Annotated in this window: 14 protein-coding genes and 1 tRNA gene; 4 read left to right on the forward strand and 11 right to left on the reverse strand. The window is 67.8% G+C overall.

What is annotated here, in order from left to right; all coding sequences use genetic code 11:
- Positions 1–222 precede the first annotated feature (222 nt).
- From aroQ to N1F91_RS22865, 8 genes are all read right to left on the reverse strand, one after another.
- Positions 223–663 (reverse strand): type II 3-dehydroquinate dehydratase, encoded by a 441-nt coding sequence (aroQ, locus tag N1F91_RS22830; protein ID WP_289995646.1) that lies wholly within the window; start codon positions 661–663, stop codon positions 223–225.
- Between the two features lie 251 nt (positions 664–914).
- Positions 915–988 (reverse strand) — tRNA-Pro (locus N1F91_RS22835).
- 198 nt (positions 989–1186) lie between these two features.
- A complete protein-coding gene (locus tag N1F91_RS22840; RefSeq protein WP_289995647.1) occupies positions 1187–1963 on the reverse strand; it encodes an SDR family NAD(P)-dependent oxidoreductase in 777 nt (258 codons plus the stop codon).
- Positions 1964–2046: 83 nt separating this feature from the next.
- Positions 2047–3264 (reverse strand): O-antigen ligase family protein, encoded by a 1218-nt coding sequence (locus N1F91_RS22845; RefSeq protein ID WP_289995711.1) that lies wholly within the window; start codon positions 3262–3264, stop codon positions 2047–2049.
- Between the two features lie 68 nt (positions 3265–3332).
- Positions 3333–4868 (reverse strand): undecaprenyl-phosphate glucose phosphotransferase, encoded by a 1536-nt coding sequence (locus tag N1F91_RS22850; RefSeq protein ID WP_289995648.1) that lies wholly within the window; start codon positions 4866–4868, stop codon positions 3333–3335.
- Between the two features lie 96 nt (positions 4869–4964).
- Entirely contained in the window at positions 4965–8357 is a 3393-nt protein-coding gene (locus tag N1F91_RS22855; protein WP_289995649.1) for a caspase family protein, read from the reverse strand.
- A gap of 133 nt (positions 8358–8490) precedes the next feature.
- Entirely contained in the window at positions 8491–9618 is a 1128-nt protein-coding gene (locus N1F91_RS22860) for a glycosyltransferase family 4 protein (protein WP_289995650.1), read from the reverse strand.
- A gap of 21 nt (positions 9619–9639) precedes the next feature.
- Positions 9640–10203 carry a polysaccharide biosynthesis/export family protein gene (locus N1F91_RS22865; RefSeq protein ID WP_289995651.1) on the reverse strand — a complete coding sequence of 188 codons (564 nt, stop codon included), beginning with the start codon at positions 10201–10203 and terminating at the stop codon, positions 9640–9642.
- Between the two features lie 246 nt (positions 10204–10449).
- On the opposite strand from N1F91_RS22865, the gene N1F91_RS22870 reads away from it, so the two are divergent.
- On the forward strand, positions 10450–12567 hold the full coding sequence (locus N1F91_RS22870) for a Wzz/FepE/Etk N-terminal domain-containing protein (protein WP_289995653.1): 2118 nt from the start codon (positions 10450–10452) through the stop codon (positions 12565–12567).
- A 97-nt stretch (positions 12568–12664) separates the two neighbouring features.
- Positions 12665–14695, forward strand: a complete 2031-nt coding sequence (locus N1F91_RS22875) for an acetoacetate--CoA ligase (protein WP_289995655.1) — start codon at positions 12665–12667, stop codon at positions 14693–14695.
- A gap of 32 nt (positions 14696–14727) precedes the next feature.
- Here the strand turns inward: N1F91_RS22875 and N1F91_RS22880 are convergent, their stop codons facing one another.
- Together N1F91_RS22880 and N1F91_RS22885 are read right to left on the reverse strand one after the other, a co-directional pair.
- Positions 14728–15606: an amidohydrolase family protein gene (locus tag N1F91_RS22880; RefSeq protein WP_289995656.1), complete on the reverse strand. Its 879-nt coding sequence runs from the start codon at positions 15604–15606 to the stop codon at positions 14728–14730.
- An 83-nt stretch (positions 15607–15689) separates the two neighbouring features.
- Positions 15690–16922, reverse strand: coding sequence for a GNAT family N-acetyltransferase (locus N1F91_RS22885; RefSeq protein ID WP_289995657.1), 1233 nt, complete (start codon positions 16920–16922; stop codon positions 15690–15692).
- Between the two features lie 83 nt (positions 16923–17005).
- On the opposite strand from N1F91_RS22885, the gene N1F91_RS22890 reads away from it, so the two are divergent.
- Entirely contained in the window at positions 17006–18064 is a 1059-nt protein-coding gene (locus N1F91_RS22890) for a polysaccharide deacetylase family protein (protein WP_289995658.1), read from the forward strand.
- Between the two features lie 17 nt (positions 18065–18081).
- Here N1F91_RS22890 and N1F91_RS22895 read toward each other — a convergent pair whose 3' ends face one another.
- Positions 18082–18294 carry a DUF2842 domain-containing protein gene (locus N1F91_RS22895; RefSeq protein ID WP_289995659.1) on the reverse strand — a complete coding sequence of 71 codons (213 nt, stop codon included), beginning with the start codon at positions 18292–18294 and terminating at the stop codon, positions 18082–18084.
- 160 nt (positions 18295–18454) lie between these two features.
- Here N1F91_RS22895 and N1F91_RS22900 point away from each other — a divergent pair, with 160 nt between their 5' ends.
- On the forward strand, positions 18455–19546 hold the full coding sequence (locus N1F91_RS22900; RefSeq protein WP_289995660.1) for a COX15/CtaA family protein: 1092 nt from the start codon (positions 18455–18457) through the stop codon (positions 19544–19546).
- The last annotated feature ends 3 nt before the right edge of the window (positions 19547–19549 follow it).

The following is a 19549-nucleotide window of genomic DNA, read 5'->3' on the forward strand; positions in this document are numbered from 1 at the left end:
TGCGGGGGAACGAACGGAATGCCGACCGGTTCCCTGCACCGGCGGCGAGGGATGCCGCAGATTGACGCGTGGCCGATGGCGTCGACGGAACCCAAGGCGGCGATTGCGGGTTCCTGGACAGCCGCCGCACACTTGGCCCAACATCCGACTGCGGCGGTCGCGCCGTCGCGCATGTCGCGGCGGCGCGTTTTCAGGTCGAGGATGCGGACCGGATCGGCCCGGTCAGCCGCTCCGCAGCAGCGTCGCCATCCGCCGGGTCGCGAGGGCATAGCCCTCCACCCCGAAACCGGCCATCACCCCGTCCGCCCGCAGCGAGACATAGGAATGGTGGCGGAAGCTTTCGCGCTTGTGGACGTTGGAGATGTGGACCTCCAGCACGGGGCCTTCGAAGGCGTTCAGCGCATCGAGGATGGCAATCGACGTGTGGGTGAATGCCCCGGGATTGATGATGATGCCCGCGGCCGCCTCGCGCGCCTCGTGGATCCAGTCGATGATCTGGTGCTCGGCATTGGACTGCATGAAGCGCAGGCCCAGTCCGAAGTTGTCCGCCAGTTCCCGGCAGGCGGCTTCGACGTCGGCCAGCGTCTCGCGGCCATAGATCTCGGGCTGCCGCTTTCCGAGCAGGTTGAGGTTGGGTCCGTTGAGGATGAACACCGTCTGCATTGCAGGCTCCCCCGCGCCGACCGGTTTTCGGCAGGCAGATTGTTGCGACCTTGCGAGCGCCGCGCGCCGTTGCCGGGTAAGGGCAGTGCGGTGGGCGGCCGCGATACGTCTGCGATTTTCAGGGGTGCGTCAAGGCGGAGCCTGAACGGCGGCGCAGGCCCGGTCAGGCACCGCTACGGAGGCCGAACGACGTTCTTCGGCCAGGCGCCGCGGGATTCCCGATCATCTGAAAAAGGCGGGACTTCTTTCCGTCGGGCAGGCCGGATTCGAACCGACGACCCCTTGACCCCCAGTCAAGTGCGCTACCGGGCTGCGCTACTGCCCGAAGGAAAGAAGTCCCTCGCTATGCGCCTCTGGCCGGGATCGAACTCTGCCATTCCCGGCCAAGGACCTCTGGAACGGCAGGGAGCGCTCGGCCCCGAACCGCCGGAAGCCCTATCGCCTGATGCGAACGGGCGCAAGGGGAAATCTGGCCATCGCCGGTCTAAACCAGCGTCGCCAGGCAAGGCCCATCCGGCTCCCGTCAGACGACGATAGGGTTCGACGCTCCGTCCATGCTGATCGAGACGCCGGTGACGTAGCTGGCGCGTGCCGAAGCAAGAAAGACGACCATGGCGGCGATCTCGCCCGAAGTCGCGAAGCGCCCGATCGGGATGCGCGCGAGACCGCGCTGGCGGGCCTCCTCGATGCTCGTTCCGGCAAGCCGCGCGTCCGCTTCCATCCCCTGGACCATGCGCTCGGTCTCGGTGGTGCCGGGATTGACCGCGACCACCCGCACGCCGCGCGACGCATAGGCATTGGCAAGGCCTGCCGTCATCAGCATGAGCGCGGAATTTGCCGCACCGCCGGGAATGTGCGTCGGCGACGCCACCTTGCCGCCATTGCCGACGACATTGACGATCACGCCGGTGCCGCGTCCGGCCATCGACTTGACGACCGGATCGCTCACGTTGACGTAGCTGAAGAACTTGGCGTCCATGGCCGCCCGGTAGGCGGCGGGCGAAAGCTCGTCGGGCGGGGTGCGCCGCGCAGCGCCCGCGCTGTTGACGAGAACGTCGACGGGGCCGAGCTCGCGTTCGAGCGCCTCGACGGCGCGCAGTGCCGCGTCGGCATCGATGAGGTCGGCACTCGCGGCGGCGACGCCCGGAAGCCGCGCCCTGGCGGCCGAAAGGCTGGCCTCGCTGCGCGAGACGATGCCGACGCGCGCCCCTTCGGCCAGAAATGCCTCGGCGCAGGCGAAGCCTATCCCCCGCGAGCCGCCGGTGACGATCACCACCTTGTCCTTCAGTCCCAGATCCATGTCGCTCTCCCTTGTCGCGACAGGAGTGCCCTTGCCGGACGGTCAGCGCAAGGGGCTGGGACGCATCGTTGCCCGGAATGGCTTCAGCGGATTGCCGCCGCTGCCGATGGTGCCGATGCTGCGGGGCGGGGGTGCCGGATCGTCGACCACTGGTGCCGCTGTTCGAGCGCGATCCCGCCCCAGACGAGGCCGAGCAGGAGATAGAAGTGCCGCCAGTGATCGGTGTCGATCACGGTGCCGAGCAGCACGTGCCCGAGGAAGACGACCCAGGCGCACAGCAGATAGGGCTGCCAGGGGCGGTCGCGAAACAGGATGCGGAACCCGGCGGCCAGCGTCCAGACGACCATGGTGAGCCAGCAGGCGAAGCCCAGCCAGCCGTAATCCATCAGCGCCTTCAGCCAGATGTTGTGCGTGTCCTCGCCATAGAGCTTGCCGAAGACCAGCGGGCCGATGCCGAGCGGCTTTTCCATGGCGAGCACGAAGCCGATGGCGTGGCGGGCGAAACGTCCGAGCCGCGCCCCGTCATACTCCTGGACCAGCTGCGCGCGCGTGGAGAAGATGTCGGCGATCGCGGGGATCTGCAGGGCGATCAGCAGCCCGAGCATCAGCAGGCCGAAGGCCGCGCCGCCCATCAGGAGGATGCGCAGGCGAAACAGCCCGCTCCGGCTGCGGATGAAGAGCAGCAGCGCAAGCAGCAGCGCCGAGAAGGCGAAGAGGCCCCAGGCACCGCGCGAAAAGGACAGGAACACGCCAAACGCGATGATGCCGAGCGGCAGCGCGAGCAGGGGCATCCGCGCCACCGGGCCGGTGATCATCCGGTAGAGCAGGTAGATGCCGGGCAGCGTGATGAAGGGGCCGAAGACGTTCGGGTCCTGGAAGGCGCCGGCGGCACGTTCGAACTTGGTGAACATCTCGGCCCCGGGAAAGGCGTGGAAATAGCCCAGGATGCCGAGCACGGAAGTGAAGATCGCCGCTGCCACCCAGGCGTGGAAGATGAGGCGGAAGAGCTCCGGCCTGCCGTCGAGCACGGCCGCGTAGAAGATCGCGGTGAAGGCGAGGAACAGCGAGACGGCGATGTAGAGCGGGGCGTCGCCCAGCACCGCCATCTGGGTCGCCGCGATCATGCCGCCGATGTTGAAGACGACCAGGAGCACGGCGAGCGGCGTCACGGCCCGCGAGATGCGCAGCCCGAACAGCGCCCACACGGCGATCAGCGCCACCATGTAGAGCTCGTAGGGAGCAGGTTCGCGGATGACGAAGCCGGACAGGAACACGCCCAGCGTCACCGCCCCGGTCGACATGAGGGCGGTGAGCCGGGCGTTGACGGCCGCGCGCGACGGGACGTCGTGCGGAAGGGCGACGCTCGCGGTCAATAGGCGTTTTCCGTGTTGAGCAGGCGGATCGGCGTCAGGAACAGGATCTTGAGGTCGAACCAGAGCGACCAGTTCTCGATGTAGTGCAGGTCGAACTCGGTGCGCTTGCGGATCTTCTCGTCGGTGTCCATCTCGCCGCGCCAGCCGTTGATCTGCGCCCAGCCGGTCACGCCCGGCTTGACCTTGTGGCGGGCGAAGTAGCCGTCGACCACCTCGGTGTAGAGCAGGTTGTGCGACTGCGCGGCGATGGCGTGCGGCCGCGGCCCGACCAGCGAGAGGCTGCCCAGGAGTGCGTTGAAGAACTGCGGCAGTTCGTCGATCGACGTCTTGCGGATGATGCGGCCGACGCGCGTCACCCGCGGATCGCCCTTGGTGACGGCGCGCCTGGCGGTCGGATCCGACTGGTCGGCATACATCGAGCGGAACTTGTAGACTTCGATCACGTCGTTGTTGAAGCCGTGCCGCTTCTGCTTGAACAGCACGGGCCCCTTCGAGTCGAGCTTGATGGCGATGGCCGTGGCGATCATGACCGGCGAAAAGGCGAGGATGCCGAGCAGCGAGAAGACGATGTCGAAGGCGCGCTTGGCGACCGAATCCCAGTCGTTGATCGGCTTGTCGAAGATGTCGAGCAGCGGCACCGATCCGACGAAGGAATAGGCGCGGGGCCGGAACCGCAGTTCGCTCGAATGAGCCGACAGGCGGATGTCGACCGGCAGGACCCAGAGTTTTTTCAGGAGCGACAGGACGCGCGATTCGGCGGTCAGCGGCAGCGAGACGATCAGCATGTCGATGCGCGCGATTCGGGCGAACTCGATCAGTTCGGAGATGTTGCCGAGCTTGGGGTAACCGGCGACGATCGGCGGCGAACGGGTGTCGCTGCGGTCGTCGAAGATGCCGCAGATGCGGATGTCGTTGTCCGGCTGCTGTTCGAGCGAGCGGATCAGCGTTTCTGCGCCCTTGCCGCCGCCGACGATCACTGCGCGGCGTTCCATCACGCCGTTGCGCGCCCACCGCCGGATGAGGCGCGACATCACCAGGCGCAGACCGAAAAGGGTTGCCAGGCCGGTCAGGTACCAGCTGCCGAACCAGAGGCGCGAGAAGTCCTGCGAGGTCTTCATGAAGAAGGCTGCCAGCGCCATCAGAGCGAAGACCCCCGACCAGACCAGCGCGATCCGACGGGCATGCGCGAAAGGATTGCGCAGCGTCGTCATCTGGTAGGCGTCGCTGATCTCGAGCAGGATGACGGCAAGCAGAGCGCCGCCGAAGCCGGTCCAGACATAGCTCCAGTCCATCCCGATCCGGTCGTAGTGGATGAAGTGGGAGAACGCGCCGGAGAGCGCCAGGAGCAGGAATTCGAGGATGCGCAGCTTGCCGCTGACCATCACCGGCGACATGGTGTCCGTGCGGTATTGGGCCGCGACGCGCTTCGCGAAGGCGCCGAGTTCGGCCGGTTCGCCGCGCGGGGCGCCGCCAGCCTCGAAGCGGCGAACGGCATCCGGCGTGAAGCGCGATGACGGATCGATCTGGTTCATGTCGCTGGGCCTGTTGAGGCTCCAACGATAGCGCGGATGGGCTAACATTCCCTTGCGATCGGATGTGGCATTGGACCGATCCGGCGCGGCGGTGGCTCAGAACAGCGGCACTTCGCCCACGAAACGCGATCGCGACAGCCACGGTGTCTGCCTGCCGCCGGTCGCGTCGACGACGTCGTGTTTCGCCGTCGCGAAGAGTTCGGACAGTTCCACCGTCCCGTTGCCGTCGGTGTCGGTGTCCGGGCTCGTCAGCGCGCGAAGCACCGTGGCCGTGAAGATGCCGCCCCCGAACTGCCTGCTTTCGAGGCTCGGTTGCCTTCCCTTCGAGGCGGAGAGGACGGCGAAGGGGAGTTTCGAAGTCTCGAACAGCACGTCGACTGCATCATCGTTCGTCGCCGCGTCCGCAGCGCCCGAATGGCAGGCATCGAGGAGCACGACGACGCGCGCTTCGAACCGTGCCAGCAGGCTCACCACGTCGCTCCAGGCCAGCGCGGTCCCGGCAATGTCGGCGCTGCGCGTCCCGCCCCCTGCCAGGAAGAACCGGCCGTGCTCGTCGAGAAGGCCATGCCCGGCGACGTGAACCAGCACGGTGTCCCCCGGCCTGGCGGCGAGACGGATGCGTTCCAGTTCGGCCGGCAGCCGCTCGCGCAGATCGGGCGCGTTCTCGATGAGACGCGTCTCCACGGCGCCGTAGTAGCGCGACGGCGCCGCAGCCAACCCCTGCGAGAGGTTCCTGGCGTCGGCTGCCGCAAAGGCGAGGTCGGGCAGGCGCGGATCGTCGTAGCGGTCGGTTCCGACCGCCAGAACGTGGAGCGTCGCGGTTCCACTGGCCGGCGCCGGAGCGGCGCGCGGCATCGTCCATGTGCGACTGACGAGGCCGTTGCGATCTTCCGCCCTTATCGCGACCCAGCGGGTCTCCGGCAGAACCGGGATGTCGAGCGTGATCTCCGCCCGCGCGCCCGAGACGGGCACGGACCGGATCGGCACGCCGTCGCGGTGGATGGTGATCGCCGCCAGCCCGCTCTCCGCCGCCGCGCGGACGTGCACGCGGTCGGTGTCGCCATCGGAAGAGCCCGCGGCCGTGACCAGCAGGCGCGGAGGCACAGGCACCACGGGAGCGGCCGCGGGCTGCGTGCGGCGCGCGAGCCTGTCCTGGACCAGGTCGTCGCGACGCAGGCCGGCGCTCAGCTGATCCAGCGAATAGAGGTTGCGGTCGCCGGGGAATTTCAAGCTGACATAGCGCGCGCCTTCGTCCGTCGAGACGTAGCGAAACGCCTCGTCGTAGATCACCGCCTCGTCGTCCAGATAGAGGCCGGACAGCACGGCCCTTCCGGTCTCGAGGCCCAGGACGAAGAACCGCCCGTCGCCGTTCAGCTGCACGAGATGCCGGCCGTCGGGCGTCATGCCGATGGTGTCCACATCGTCAGCGCCTTCGATGTCCGCCAGGACGGTCTGCGCAAAGTCGTTCGAGACGTCGACGACGACCAGTCGGCGCTGCGGATCGAGGAAGGCCACCAGATCTTCGGAGAGACGGAACAGGCGGATGCCGAAGCCCGGCGCGACGTCGATGGACGCCGCCCTGGCTTCGAGTTCCGCTCTTGCGGTCTCGCCGAGGCCGAGTTCGTCGAGGTCGTCCGGCAGGTAGTCGGCCTGCAGCGCGAGGATCGAACGGCTCCCGCCGGCCTCGTCTGCCCGCACGGCTGCGATCAGCCCGTCCGGCACGCCGCGCGAGCCATGGATCTGGAGATACTGGATGAACTGCACCACCTCGCCGCGACGCTTCAGCGTCCACACCTGGATGTCCTGCAGGTAGCCGAGGAGGACCTCGTTCCCGACCGCGGCGACCGGCAGGGTGAGCGCGTCGATCCGCTCCGCCATCGCCGAAGTCGCGAGCCCGCGCGCACGCGCCAGGCTTCCGGTTTCGAAGAACGCGGCGTCGCCCCATCCCGCCGGAAGGTTGCGGAGCGGCCTCTCGTCGGGAATGAGCGTCTCGAGATGATCGTGAAAGAGCGGCGGCGGGGATATGTACTCGATCCCGAGATCGGCCATCCGCCGGGCCATGCGCGATCCGAAAGCGATGCCCGAACTTGCCGCCAGCGATCGGGCGCCGCGGTGATGGAGATTGTCCAGCATCGTCCAGTCGCCGGCGGGGCGCTCGGACCGGCTTTCGGCCGGCCGGCCATGCACCGCGACCGCGGAGGCGCCGTCGCTCCGGTAGCTGGCACGGCCGATGCCTTTGAGGTCGATGGCCGATCTCTCCGATCCGCCCCGACGCTTCGGCCAGGCGCTCAGCCTTTCGTGGCTGAAGGCGCGCAGGAGACCGGCCTGCGGCAGGACGGTGTCGAGGCCGCTCGTTTCCGGATCGCCGGCCGGCCGGCCGATCGTCTCCGGGAAGGCGAGACTGAGCCGTGTCCGCCCGGCCACTCCGCCGATGGTGGCGGTTGCTGCCTCCGGCGAGACGGAGACGGAACCGCTGTCGTAGAGCGAGCAGTTTCCACAGCCGTACTGGCCGTAGTGATAGGGCCTGTCGATCAGCATCTGCTGCAAGCCGACGGCGTTCCAGGCCTCGTAGGCGACCGCGAGGAACGCGTCCCCGGGCGACCACTCGAGCCCCTGGATGAAGCGGCCGCGATAGGCCGATCCGTCCGCTCCCAGCTCGAGAACCGCCTTCTCGGCGTAGAGGTCGATGACGGTGAGGACGCTGCGAAGGTCCGCATAGTCGGAATCCTCCATCTCGGCGGTCTCGTGCTTTTCCTTGCCGAAGGCGTGCAGGAAGCGTGACGAGGGCGAGAAACGCGGTTCCAGTCCCTCGGCAGCCCAGATCAGCGCACCCGTCGTCTCGTCGAGCACCCGGTAGTAACCGTCGAAGATCTCGAGCCGGAAGGCGCCGGAATTGCTGACCACGACATCGGCCGGCGCATCGGTCGAATAGGGATCCTGGATGATCACCCGCGGGACGCCGGGGGCCACCGTCGTCACGATCGGATCACGCAGGCGCACCACGGCGTCGGACGCCAGCACCGTTCCCGCCGGTGCATAGGCAATGGCCCAGTCGAACCGGAGATCGCCGATGAGGTACGGCTCGACGGCCAGTGTCCCGTTGGCGTTGCCATCGAGGTGGAGCGGGACGATCGCGCGCATCCGGTCGGACGCGAAGGCGATGTCGGCCGGCGCGCGTTCGCCGGGCGCGACGGCGAAGAAGCCTTCGCCGGAAAAGCGCACGCGCTCGGGCGTGGCGAGGATGAGCCAGGCGCCGCCGCCGCAGCCTTCGCCCGCGCCACCGCCGCTCCACCGGAGGGGGAGGGGCTGGCCGCTTCGGGCGCCGCGACCCGCGTGCATCCCCTCGTCGACGACGAGCCGGGTCTCCCGGACGAGCCGATCCGCGCATTCTGCCGCGTCGGCCTCGTCGTCCTGAGCCGCGGCGCGCGACGGGGTTGCACCGGCAAGAAGCGACAGGAAAAATGCCAGGGCGAGGGGCAGGATCCTCAATGACAGTCCCGTTCGTCGCGTGCTCGAAACCACCGCTGCACCGCTCCCCGACTTCGGCCCGAAGGGTCTTCCATCGCACCGCCCGGAACAAGAGGGTCGGTCCGTCGGAGCGCAGGCTCGTCGCGGAATGCGGTCAGAGGATGACGCTGCGGTAGACGGTCTCGATCTCCTGCGCCATGCGGGAGACCGAGAAGCGCGCGGCGATGTCGGCCGGGCGCGGCATGGCGGCGGCCCAGGCTGCCGGATCTGAGGCCGCCAGCACCATCTTGCCCGCGATGGCGTCCGGCTGCGGCGTCACCAGCGCCGTCGGCGCATCCGCGAAAATCTCCGGGATGCCGCCGACCGCGCTCGCGATCATCGGCCGTCCCGCCGCCAGCGCCTCGAGCACGATGTAGGGCAGGGCTTCCGCGCGCGAAGGCACCACCACCGTGCGGGCGAGCGCGAAGGCCTGCCTGGCCGGCATCGGATCGAGGAAGGTGACGCGCTCCGACATGCCGCGCTCGGCCACCATCGCGACGTAGCGGTCCCTGTCGTCGCCCGATCCCACCATCGTCGCCGTCAGCGGGCGGCCAAGCGCCTTTTCGGCCAGCCCGAGCGCATCGATGAAGATATCGGGCCCCTTCAGGTCCCGCATCATGCCGATGTAGAGGAAGTCGCTCGCATCGGCGGCAGGCAAAACCGGCTCGAACTCCGCCGGCGTCACGCCGTTGTAGACTACGCGGTGGCCGACTTTCGGCTCCCCCACCTTGCGGCGATAGGTGTCCTGCTCGTACTCCGACACGAACAGGATATGATCCGACACCCGCTCCAGCATGCCTTCGAGCATGAACGTGGCGCGGCCCGTCATGGTCGATGGATTGTAGTGCAGGCTGCCCCCGTGGGGCGAATAGAGGCGGGCGACGCGAGACCTGGATACCCGCAAGAGTGAGCCGAACACGCGCGAATAGACGCCACCCTTGGCGCTATGGCCGTGCAGGATGTCCGGCTGCAATTCCTTGATCAGTCTGAATGTCCGCCAGGCCGCGGCGATGTCGCCCAGTCCGACGTGGCGTTGCATGGGCGTGCGCCGCACGCCGAGTTCGAGCTTCGATTCCATCGCCCGGAAGAGCCGCGCCTCGTATTCGCCGCCGGTCGAGGAATCGCAGACGATGCCCACCTTGTGTCCGGCTGCCGCCTGCGCGTCGGCCAGGTCGCGCACGTGGCGGAAGATCCCGCCGACAGGCGACCGGAAGCAGTGGACGATGCGGAGGCTCTGGCTCACGTCGGGTCAGGTCTTCCAGGCTCAAAACAGGCGCTCGCGGACATAGACCGTGTCGCCGGGGAGGATGGGGTCGGACCTCAGCACGCGGCCGGTCATGACCTTGCCGTTGATGTCGCGGGTGATGTCGACGTTGGCCTGGTAGGCCCTCGGCGAATAGCCGCCCGCCGCGGCGATCGCCTTGTGCACGGTCATGCCGGGCACGTAGGAATACTGGCCCGCCGCGCCGACCTCGCCCATGACGAAAATCGGGCGGTAACGGTCGATCTCGACGGAGACGTCCGGGTCGCGCAGATAGCCGCCGCGCAATTTCTGCGCGAGATCGGCTTCGATCTGCTGCGCCGTGCGGCCCCGCGCGCCGACCGCGCCGACGAGCGGGAAGGAAATGTAGCCGGCCTGGTCGACGCCGTAGACGTTCGACAGCCCGTCCTGCTCGAAGACCGTGACGCGGATCCGGTCGCCCGCATCCAGCACGTAGGGCTCGTTGATCGCCGCGTGAAATGCCGGCGCGACCGGCCGATAGCTGGCACAACCGGCCAGGAGAAGCACGGCGAAAGCGGCGGTCGAAACGGCGAACGGGCTTTTCATCGGAGACACGCACCCTTTGACGGACCGCCGGAGGCCCGACGATCGAAGACCGTACCGTTATCCACTCGTTAGGGTTAATGCCCGGTAAAAGGGCGGCGCGAATGGCTGTGCCTTTTTGACGTCGTGTCTTGGTGCCTGAATTAACCGGTTGTGAATACGTCTGAATTTTCGGTTACTGCCGTCTTAACCGCGCAGTTACCATAGGTGTTTACCATCTGGGGTCACAAGTGAGTGGAGTGACCACAGATGGCCGTCGTCGACGCCTCCCGAGCGGATCTCGACATAGACATGGGCGCCCTGGTTTCGAGCCTGGCACGCGACTGGAAGCGGATCGCGCTCGTCGCGGCCTGCGTGACGGCGGCGGCCTTCGCCTTTGCAACCCTTTCGACCAAGCACTACCAGGCCGAGACGCGCATCCTGATCGAGACGCGCGAGTCCGTCTTCACGCGCCCCGACGCCGGCAATGACGATTCCACCATTCTGGACGACCAGGGCGTGGCCAGCCAGGTGGAGGTCATCGGCTCGGCGGACCTGCTCAAGCAGGTGGCGCGCGATCTCAACCTGGCGGCGATCCCGGAGTTCGAGGCATCGGGACAGGTTTCCTTCGCCGGGCGGATGCTGATCCTGCTCGGGCTGAAGTCCGATCCGGTGGAACTGCCGCCCGAGGATCGTGTGATCAAGGCCTTCCGCGAGAAGCTCACCGTCTATCGGGTTGAGAATTCCCGCGTCATCGTGGTGCAGTTCTCCTCCGAGGATCCGGCGCTTGCCGCGCGCGTTCCGAACTCCATCGCCGACGCCTATATCGCGCTTCAACGCAGCGCCAAGCAGCAGTCCAACGCCGACGCGACCGACTGGCTGGAGCCCGAGATCGCCGATCTGAGCGCGAAGGTGAAGGCGGCCGAGGGCAGGGTGGCGGACTTCCGTTCGAACTCCGACCTGATGCTCGGCAACAACAATGCCGCGCTTGCAACGCAGCAGCTCTCCGAACTGTCGAGCGAACTCTCGCGGGTCAAGGCCAGCCGCGCCGCCTCCGAGGCGACCGCTTCGGCCGTGCGCCGGGCGTTGGCGGGTGGCGCTTCGATCGACGCGCTGCCGGGCGTTCTGGCTTCGCCGCTGATCCAGCGGCTGCGCGAGACGCAGGTGCAGCTCAAGGCGGACATCGCCGACCTGTCGGCGACGCTGCTCGACAATCATCCGCGTATCCGGGCGCTGCGGTCGCAACTCGCCGACCTCGACGGCCAGATCCGCAACGAAGCCCGCAAGGTGCTGGAAGGTCTAGACACCGAGGCCGATGCGGCGCGGCTGCGCGAAGTGGAACTGACCGCCGAACTCAACCGCTTCAAGGCGGAATCGGCCCGCGTCGGAGAGCAGGAAGTCGAACTGCGCGCGCTCGAGCGGGAAGCCGCCGCGCAGCGCGATCTGCTCGAGACCTATCTGACGCGTTATCGCGAGGCGGCCTCGCGCAAGGACCGCAACTATCTGCCCGCCGATGCGCGCACCTTCTCGCGCGCCGGCGTGCCGTCCGAGCCGTATTTCCCCAAGGTCGTCCCGATCACCGCCGCCGCCTTCGTCGCATCGCTTCTGGTCATGGCGCTCGTGACGCTGCTGCGCGAACTGTTCAGCGGCCGCGCCCTGCGGCCGGCCGCGACGGCGGAGCCGGTGCGCGACGTGCCGATGCCGGCCTACGCTCCGGGCCGCGCGGATGCGACGTTTGCGGCGTTTCCCGACGACGCGGACGAGGACAGGGCGCCGGTCTTCACGAAGGGCCAGATCACCGTCGAGGCCGCGGCCGAGCGGCTGATCTCGCGCGGCGCCTCGCGGGCCATCTTCGTCTCGCCGGAAGGCGACGAGGGCGCCGCAACCGCCATCATGGTGGCGCGCGAAGTGGCCGATTCCGGCCTGCGCACGCTGCTCCTCGACCTCACCTCCACCGGCGCGGCTTCGCGGCCGATGCTGGACGGAACCAGCCACAAGGGCATCACCAACCTGCTCTGCTCGGAAGCGCAGTTCACCGACATCATCCATCCGGACCTCTATTCGGACTGCCACGTGATTCCGGTCGGCACGGCCGACCCGGCCCGCGCGATGCGGGCGGTGGATCGCCTGCCGATCATCATGGACTCGCTCACGACCGCCTATGACATCGTCATCGTGGAGTGCGGCCCCGCCGAACCGGGGAGCCTGAAGCGCCTCGCTTCCGGCGCGACGGAGGTGATCATCAGCGTGATCGAGGAGGAGGATGCGGCGATCGCCTCGACCGAGCAGAACCTGAAATCGGTCGGCTACGACAAGGCCTTCCTGGTCACGCCGGTCGGCTACGTGCCGCCGCGGTCGCCCACGCCCGACGAACGGTCCGCTGCCTGAGACGGAAACGGAGGCTGGCACAAGCCTCCGGAGGTGACGAGCCCGGTGCCACCCGCTAGAAGCGATGCCGTGTATACATCGCTTGATGGGAGGCTCGATGACGATCGCCGATGGTGACTTCCTCTGGGAGGGCAGTGCCGACTTCAAGGACGCCTCGAACACGGCCGACTTCATGCGCTGGCTGCAGGCCGAGCGCGGCCTCCATCTGTCCGATCACGAAGCACTGCGGGCCTGGTCCGTCGACGACATCGAAGGCTTCTGGGCAGCGGTCTGGGACTATTTCGCGATCATCTCCGACGATGGCTATGACAGCGTGCTGGAAAGCCGCGCCATGCCGGGCGCACGCTGGTTCACCGGCAGCCGCGTCAACTATGCCGAACACATCCTGCGCCGCGAGGCGGATCATCCGGACAGGACGGTCTTCCACCATGTTTCGGAAGTGCGGCCGCTGGCCGACATGAGCTGGGGCGAACTCGGCTCGCGGGTGCGCGTTCTGGCGACCTGGCTGCGCGCGCGCGGCATCGGCCCCGGCGACCGCGTCGTCTCCTACATGCCCAACGTCCCCGAGACGATCGTGGCCATGCTTGCTGTCACCGCGATCGGCGGGATCTGGTCGTCCGCCGCGCCCGAATTCGGCGTCAAGACGGTCGTCGACCGGTTCGCGCAGATCGAGCCGAAGCTGATGTTTGCCGCCGACGGCTACCGCTTCGCCGGCCGCGACTTCCCCCGCATCACCGAGATCGAGCAGATCGTCGGCGCGCTCCCTGGGCTGGAGACGGTCGTCTGGCTCGACTATGCCGGCAGCGGCGCGCGGCCGGCACTGGCCGGCGTCGACATCGTCGCCTGGGAGGACGCGCTGTCCGGCCCGGCGGTCCCGCCCGAGAGCTTCCGCTACGAGCGGGTCGGACCGGATCATCCGCTCTGGGTTCTGTTTTCGTCGGGCACCACCGGCCTGCCGAAGGCCATCGTGCACGGCCATGCCGGCATCATCGTCGAACACTACAAGACGGCGGCCTTCCATCTGAATCTCAAGCCGCATTCCTGCATGTTCTTCTACTCGACCACGGGCTGGGTGATGTGGAACTCGCTGCTCTGGGGCCCGCTGATGGGAGGGAGGGTGCTGCTGTACGACGGTGCGCCGTCGCATCCGGGGCCGGACCTCCTGTGGCGTCTGGCGGCAGAGGTGGGCGCCACGTCGTTCGGCGCAAGCCCGACCTATGTCGACACGATGCGCCGCCAGGGCGTGGTGCCGAAGGATATCTGCGACGTGTCCACCTTCGAGAACGTCTTCCTCGCCGGCTCGCCCTCGACGCCCGAGACATTCGCCTGGCTGCGTGAAGCGGTGAAGGAAGACCTCTGGATCACCTCGCAGTCGGGCGGGACCGAGTTCTGCAGCGGCATCGTCGGCGGGACGCCGCTGCTGCCCGTCCACGCGGGCGAGATCCAGACGCGGTGCCTGGGCGTCGACGTGCGCGTCTTCGACGACGCGGGGCGCGAACTGGTGGGGGAGGTCGGCGAGATGGCGATCGTCAAGCCGATGCCCTCGATGCCGATCTTCTTCTGGGGCGACGACGATCTCGCGCGCTATCGCGAAGCCTATTTCGACACATGGCCGGGCGTCTGGCGGCATGGCGACTTCATGGAGATCAACGCCCGCGGTGGCTGTTTCGTCCATGGACGGTCGGATTCGACGCTCAACCGCTTCGGCGTCCGCATCGGTTCGGCGGAAATCTACCGGACCATCGATCACATGGAAGCGCTGGCCGACAGCCTCATCGTCTGCATCGAGGAGCCCGGCGGCGGCTTCTACATGCCGCTCTTCGTGGAACTGCGCGACGGGGCGGAGCTCGACGACGCGTTGCTGCAGCAGATCCGCACCCGGCTGCGCACCGAGCGCAGCCCGCGCCACGTGCCCGACGAGGTGCTGGCCGTGCCGGCCATTCCCTACACGCTGTCGGGGAAGAAGATGGAGGTGCCGGTGCGCAAGCTGCTGATGGGCTGGCCCGCCGAGAAGGCCTTCAGTGCGGATGCGATGCGCAATCCGGCGAGCATGGACTGGTTCGTCGACTTCGCCCGCAGGCGCGGCGCGAAGGGCGAGGGGCTCTACCGCAACCTCGCCGGTCGCTGAAGACGGGAGGGGGCGGGCTTTCGCCCGCGCCCTCAGGCAAGCTTGAGCAGCTTGGCCGCGTTCTGCTTCAGGACGAGCGGCTTGACCTCGTCCTTGATGCCGATGGTCTCGAAATCCGACAGCCAGCGGTCCGGCGTGATCGCAGGCCAGTCCGAGCCGAACAGCATCTTGTGCTTCAGGATCGAATTGACGTAGCGCACGAGGATCGGCGGGAAGTATTTCGGCGACCAGCCCGACAGGTCGATGTACACATTGGGCTTGTGGGTCGCCACCGAAAGCGCCTCCTCCTGCCAGGGGAAGGAGGGATGCGCCAGGATGATCGGCATGTCCGGGAAATCCACCGCGACGTCGTCGAGATACATCGGGTTCGAATATTTCAGCCGCATGCCCATTCCGCCGCGCATGCCGGAACCGACGCCGGTCTGGCCGGTGTGGAACAGCGTGATGGCGCCTTCCTCGGCGATCGCCTCGTAGAGCACGTAGGCGCTGCGGTCGTTGGGATAGAAGCCCTGCATCGTGGGGTGGAACTTGAACCCCTTGATGCCGAAGTCCCGCACCAGCCGCCTGGCCTCGCGCGCGCCGGCCTTGCCCTTGGCCGGGTCGATGGAGGCGAAGGGGATCATGATGTCGCTGTTGGCGGCGGCGATCTCGGCCACCTCCTCGTTCTTGTAGCGGCGGAAGCCCGTCTCGCGCTCGGCGTCGACAGGGAAGATCACGCAGCCGATCTTGCGCTCGCGGTAGTAGTCGGCGGTTTCCTGCACGGTGGGCAGCATGCCCTTCGCCCCGGCCGGATTGCGGAAATAGGCGGCCATTCCGGCCTGGAATTCGTCATATCCGTCGTCGCGCGGGCCGCAGCAGGGCTCCTCGGCATGGGTATGGATGTCGATTGCCAGCAATTCGTCGAGTTTCATGCGTTCCCTGCCTTTTTACTCGGCGGCACATTCCCCAAACGCGGCTCGGTTGTAAACACCAAATCCCGTCCGGCCGACTGCAATCAGTCGTCGGCGTCGGCTGCCTTCGCGGCGCCCGGCCGGTCGCGCCGGCGCAGGGCCTTGACGGTGTTCCACAGCCGCGGGTTCGACTTGACGAAACGCTTGGCGCCGACGAGCCCGCGCCGCAAGGCGATGGCCAGCCGCCCCTTCGCCGTCAGCGGAACGGCCACGTCGAACTGCCGGGTCTCGACGTCGCACCACTGGCGCTTGTAGCGTTCGTCGCCGACACTGAAATCGAACGTCGACAGCCCGTTGTCGCAGGCTTCCCGGATGTTCTCGAAGAAAAGGAAATCGCCGGGACTGGCCGAGACCAACTCGTCCTCGGCGAAGGCGACGAAGTCGCAGACGATCGAACTTCGTGTGAGGCTGCTTCCGGTCATCGCCCTGACGACGCCGCCGACCTCGAGCGCCTGCAAGATGAAGTCGGGTGCCGGCGACCCTGCGGCGCGGCCGAAGAGCTCGCCAAAGAAGGCGCGCACGCCATCGTCGGCGAAGGCGTCGTCGATGCCCATGGCGGCGAAGCGTGCGGACTTCATGCGGAAGAACGCGTCGAGCAGCCGGTCGACCTCGGCGGGGCTGCCTGCCGCAAACCGGCGAAAACCGCCCGCGGCCTCGAACTTGCGGATCTGCGACCGGTGCTTCTTGCGCTTGCGCTTGCCGCTGGCCCGCGCGAGCACGCCGTCGAACCCGGGCGCAAGGTCGATTGCCAGGGCGGGATCGGGGCTCTGCCACGAGCCGACGGGCAACAAGGGGTTGGCGACGCCTTCGAACCGCTCCGCCAGACGCTCCAGCATCAGGATGTCGACGTCGCGCCGCACGGCACGCACGGCCGCCGAGAGTGCCGCCACGTCGCTGTGCCCCAAGTCGCCGGCCGTGCCGCCGGAAAGGGCCGGAAAACTGCCGTTGGCATGCGAGCCGCCGACGATGCGGGCCGTGCGGACCGCACCGCCGCGGACGACCTCCAGGCAGAGCGCCAGCCGCGTGCGGTCGTCGGTCGGAAGGGTCAGGCACAGGATGTCGGGATTGCAATGCCTTGCCCAAGCCTCGACCCAGTCCGGGCTCTGCGGCGGGGCATGGAGCGCGTCGCTGCAATGGGCGCGGTAGAAGGCGATGGCGTCCGGCCCCTGGAGGCACGAGGCCCCGCGCGCCCGCGCCGTCGACGCATCCCCCGTCCGATGGACGGCTGCATCCGCCGGCCGGCCCTGCGGAGGGTTGTGGACGACCGTATCAACCATACCTTTAACCTTCGAGGGTACTGCTACCGTCAGCGTGGTGTCGCGCCGGCCGATGGTGCAGCCTATCGGGAAATGGTGAAAGAATGATCGACAGGGGCGAACTGCTCAGGAAGCTGGTGCTGCACGGCGCCCGGCTGAGCCTGCTCGCCCCGCTCGCCGGCCGCCTGCTCGGCGGCATCGGCGCCATCCTGATGCTGCACCGGATCAATGACGACACCCCGTGCGGCATAGGCGTCAACCGGCACCTGACGGTGACGCCGTCCTTCCTCGACGCCGTGCTGACCGAGGTGCGCCGGATGGGCTTCGTCTTCGTCTCCATGGACGAGGCGGTCGACCGGCTGAAGAGCCGCTCCTCGCGCGAGCGCTTCGTCGCGATCACGGCCGATGACGGCTACCGCGACAACCTGACCGAGGCCTTGCCCGTGCTGGAGCGCCACGGGGCCCCGATCACCATCCACGTCGCGCCCGCGCTGACGGAGGGCAAGGTGCTGCTCTGGTGGGATCTGCTGGAGGAGATCGTCTCGACCCGCGACGTCCTCTATCTGTCCATGCCCGAAGGCCCCGCGGTGTTCGAATGCGACACGCCGACCGCGAGGTTCCGCGCGAACACCGAGATCCACAACTACCTGACGGAACGTGTGGCCGAAGAGGACCAGGTGCAGGTCGTCCGCAGCCTGGCGCGATCCTGCGGCATTGATCCCATGGTTGCCGGCCATGCCGCGCTGATGAACTGGGACGAACTGCGCCGCATCGCGGCCCACCCGCTGGTCACCATCGGCGCGCACAGCGTCCATCACTACAATCTGCGCCGGCTGACGCAGGAGAAGGTGATGCGCGAACTCCTCGACGCCCGCGCCATCATCGAGATGGAACTCGGGCTGACCCCGCGCCACATGGCCTATCCCTACGGCTACGAATCGGCCGTCGGCCGGCGGGAGGTCGAACTTGCCCGCGAGGCCGGCTACGCGTCGGCCGTGACCACCCGCCACGGCCTGCTCCAGGCCGAGCACGCGGCCCACCTGCAGGCGTTGCCGCGGATTTCCGTCAACGGCCGCTACCAGCTCGTCGCCCATATCGGCACGATGCTGTCGGGGATCACCATACCGATCGCCAATCGCGGCCAGCGTGTCGTCACCGTCTGACCGTGTCAGCCGATGCGTCAGCCCTGCGGCTTCGGCCCCGCCATCCACTTGATCAGCGCCATCGCCGGAAGCACCCACAGCAGGCCGGTGAAGAAGAAGTAGGCGAGGTGGACGACCCACGAGGATTCGGCCAGCTGCGCCACGGCCACGATGGTCGCTACGACGGCATAGACCACCACGAGCGTGACGAGGAGGATGGTGCCGATCAGCTTCTTCAGGCGCAGGGGCATGGACGCTTCCTTTCGGCCCTGCATGTACGCAGCCCGCAGGCAAAGGCAATGCCGAATGCGCGCAACGTGCCCGGCGCGACCGCGTGCCGCGCAGACAAGCCTTGCCAGCGCCCCACCTATCGGCCACGACAAGCCGCCGCATGAACCTCCGGACGGACCCATGACCGCGATCGCCGAAACCGCGCTGCACGACGCCATCGAACGGCAGGCGCACAACCGCGCCCTCGTCCGCGGCTGGCTCTACGTCGTGCTCCTCGTCCTGTTCGCCCTGGTGGTGGTGGGAGGCGCGACGCGGCTGACGGAATCCGGCCTGTCGATCACCGAGTGGAAGCCCGTGCTGGGCGTGCTGCCGCCGCTGACCGAAGCCGCCTGGCAGGCCGAGCTCGAGAAGTACCGCCAGATTCCGGAATACCAGCTCATCAACAAGGGCATGAGCCTGGACGACTTCAAGACCATCTACTGGTGGGAATGGAGCCACCGCCTGCTGGCGCGCGGCGTCGGCGTCGTCTTCGCCCTGCCGCTCGCCTTCTTCTGGCTCACCGGCCGGCTGGAGGGGCACCTGAAGCCGAAGCTCGTCGGCCTGCTCGCGCTCGGCGGCCTGCAGGGCGCCGTCGGCTGGTGGATGGTCGCGTCCGGCCTCGTCGACCGCACCGACGTTAGCCAGTACCGCCTGGCCACCCACCTGACGATCGCATGCATCATCTTCGCGGCCACCATGGTCGTGGCGCGGGGGCTGGCGCCGCATACGGCCGCTCCGTCGAAGGATGGGACGCGAACGTTCGCGCTGGTGCTGATGCTCCTCGTCCTGGTGCAGATCTATCTCGGCGGCCTCGTCGCCGGCCTCGATGCGGGGCTCGCCTACAACACCTGGCCGCTCATGGACGGCGCGATCGTGCCCGGCGATCTCCTGATCCAGCAGCCCTGGTGGATCAACTTCTTCGAGAACCCCAAGACCGTGCAGTTCGTGCACCGGACGGGCGGCTACGTGCTCTTCGCCGCCGCACTGTGGCACATGATCCAGGCGCGCCGGGATGAGCCGGGCACCACCCATGCCCGCCGCGCGCTGGTCTTCTTCCACCTCGTGCTCGTGCAGGCCGCGATCGGCATAGCCACGCTGCTCTTCCAGGTCCAGATCGGCTGGGCGCTGCTCCACCAGGCCTTCGCGCTGGTGGTGCTGGGGTTCGCGGCGGCCCACTGGCGCGGCACGCGCGGCAGCTATCCGGCCGAGACCGGCGTCCTCGTTCGCAGCTGAAGC

This window comes from Aquibium sp. ELW1220 (genome assembly GCF_030398385.1).
GTDB lineage: Bacteria > Pseudomonadota > Alphaproteobacteria > Rhizobiales > Rhizobiaceae > Aquibium.

Excerpts from the sequence above, each read along its gene's own strand:
- aroQ (WP_289995646.1), bottom strand. The coding sequence starts at position 663 with ATGCAGACGGTGTTCATCCTCAACGGACCCAACCTCAACCTGCTCGGA.
- N1F91_RS22840 (WP_289995647.1), bottom strand. The coding sequence starts at position 1,963 with ATGGATCTGGGACTGAAGGACAAGGTGGTGATCGTCACCGGCGGCTCG.
- N1F91_RS22845 (WP_289995711.1), bottom strand. The coding sequence starts at position 3,264 with ATGTCGACCGGGGCGGTGACGCTGGGCGTGTTCCTGTCCGGCTTCGTC.
- N1F91_RS22850 (WP_289995648.1), bottom strand. The coding sequence starts at position 4,868 with ATGAACCAGATCGATCCGTCATCGCGCTTCACGCCGGATGCCGTTCGC.
- N1F91_RS22865 (WP_289995651.1), bottom strand. The coding sequence starts at position 10,203 with ATGAAAAGCCCGTTCGCCGTTTCGACCGCCGCTTTCGCCGTGCTTCTC.
- N1F91_RS22870 (WP_289995653.1), top strand. The coding sequence starts at position 10,450 with ATGGCCGTCGTCGACGCCTCCCGAGCGGATCTCGACATAGACATGGGC.
- N1F91_RS22875 (WP_289995655.1), top strand. The coding sequence starts at position 12,665 with ATGACGATCGCCGATGGTGACTTCCTCTGGGAGGGCAGTGCCGACTTC.
- N1F91_RS22880 (WP_289995656.1), bottom strand. The coding sequence starts at position 15,606 with ATGAAACTCGACGAATTGCTGGCAATCGACATCCATACCCATGCCGAG.
- N1F91_RS22885 (WP_289995657.1), bottom strand. The coding sequence starts at position 16,922 with ATGGTTGATACGGTCGTCCACAACCCTCCGCAGGGCCGGCCGGCGGAT.
- N1F91_RS22890 (WP_289995658.1), top strand. The coding sequence starts at position 17,006 with ATGATCGACAGGGGCGAACTGCTCAGGAAGCTGGTGCTGCACGGCGCC.
- N1F91_RS22895 (WP_289995659.1), bottom strand. The coding sequence starts at position 18,294 with ATGCCCCTGCGCCTGAAGAAGCTGATCGGCACCATCCTCCTCGTCACG.
- N1F91_RS22900 (WP_289995660.1), top strand. The coding sequence starts at position 18,455 with ATGACCGCGATCGCCGAAACCGCGCTGCACGACGCCATCGAACGGCAG.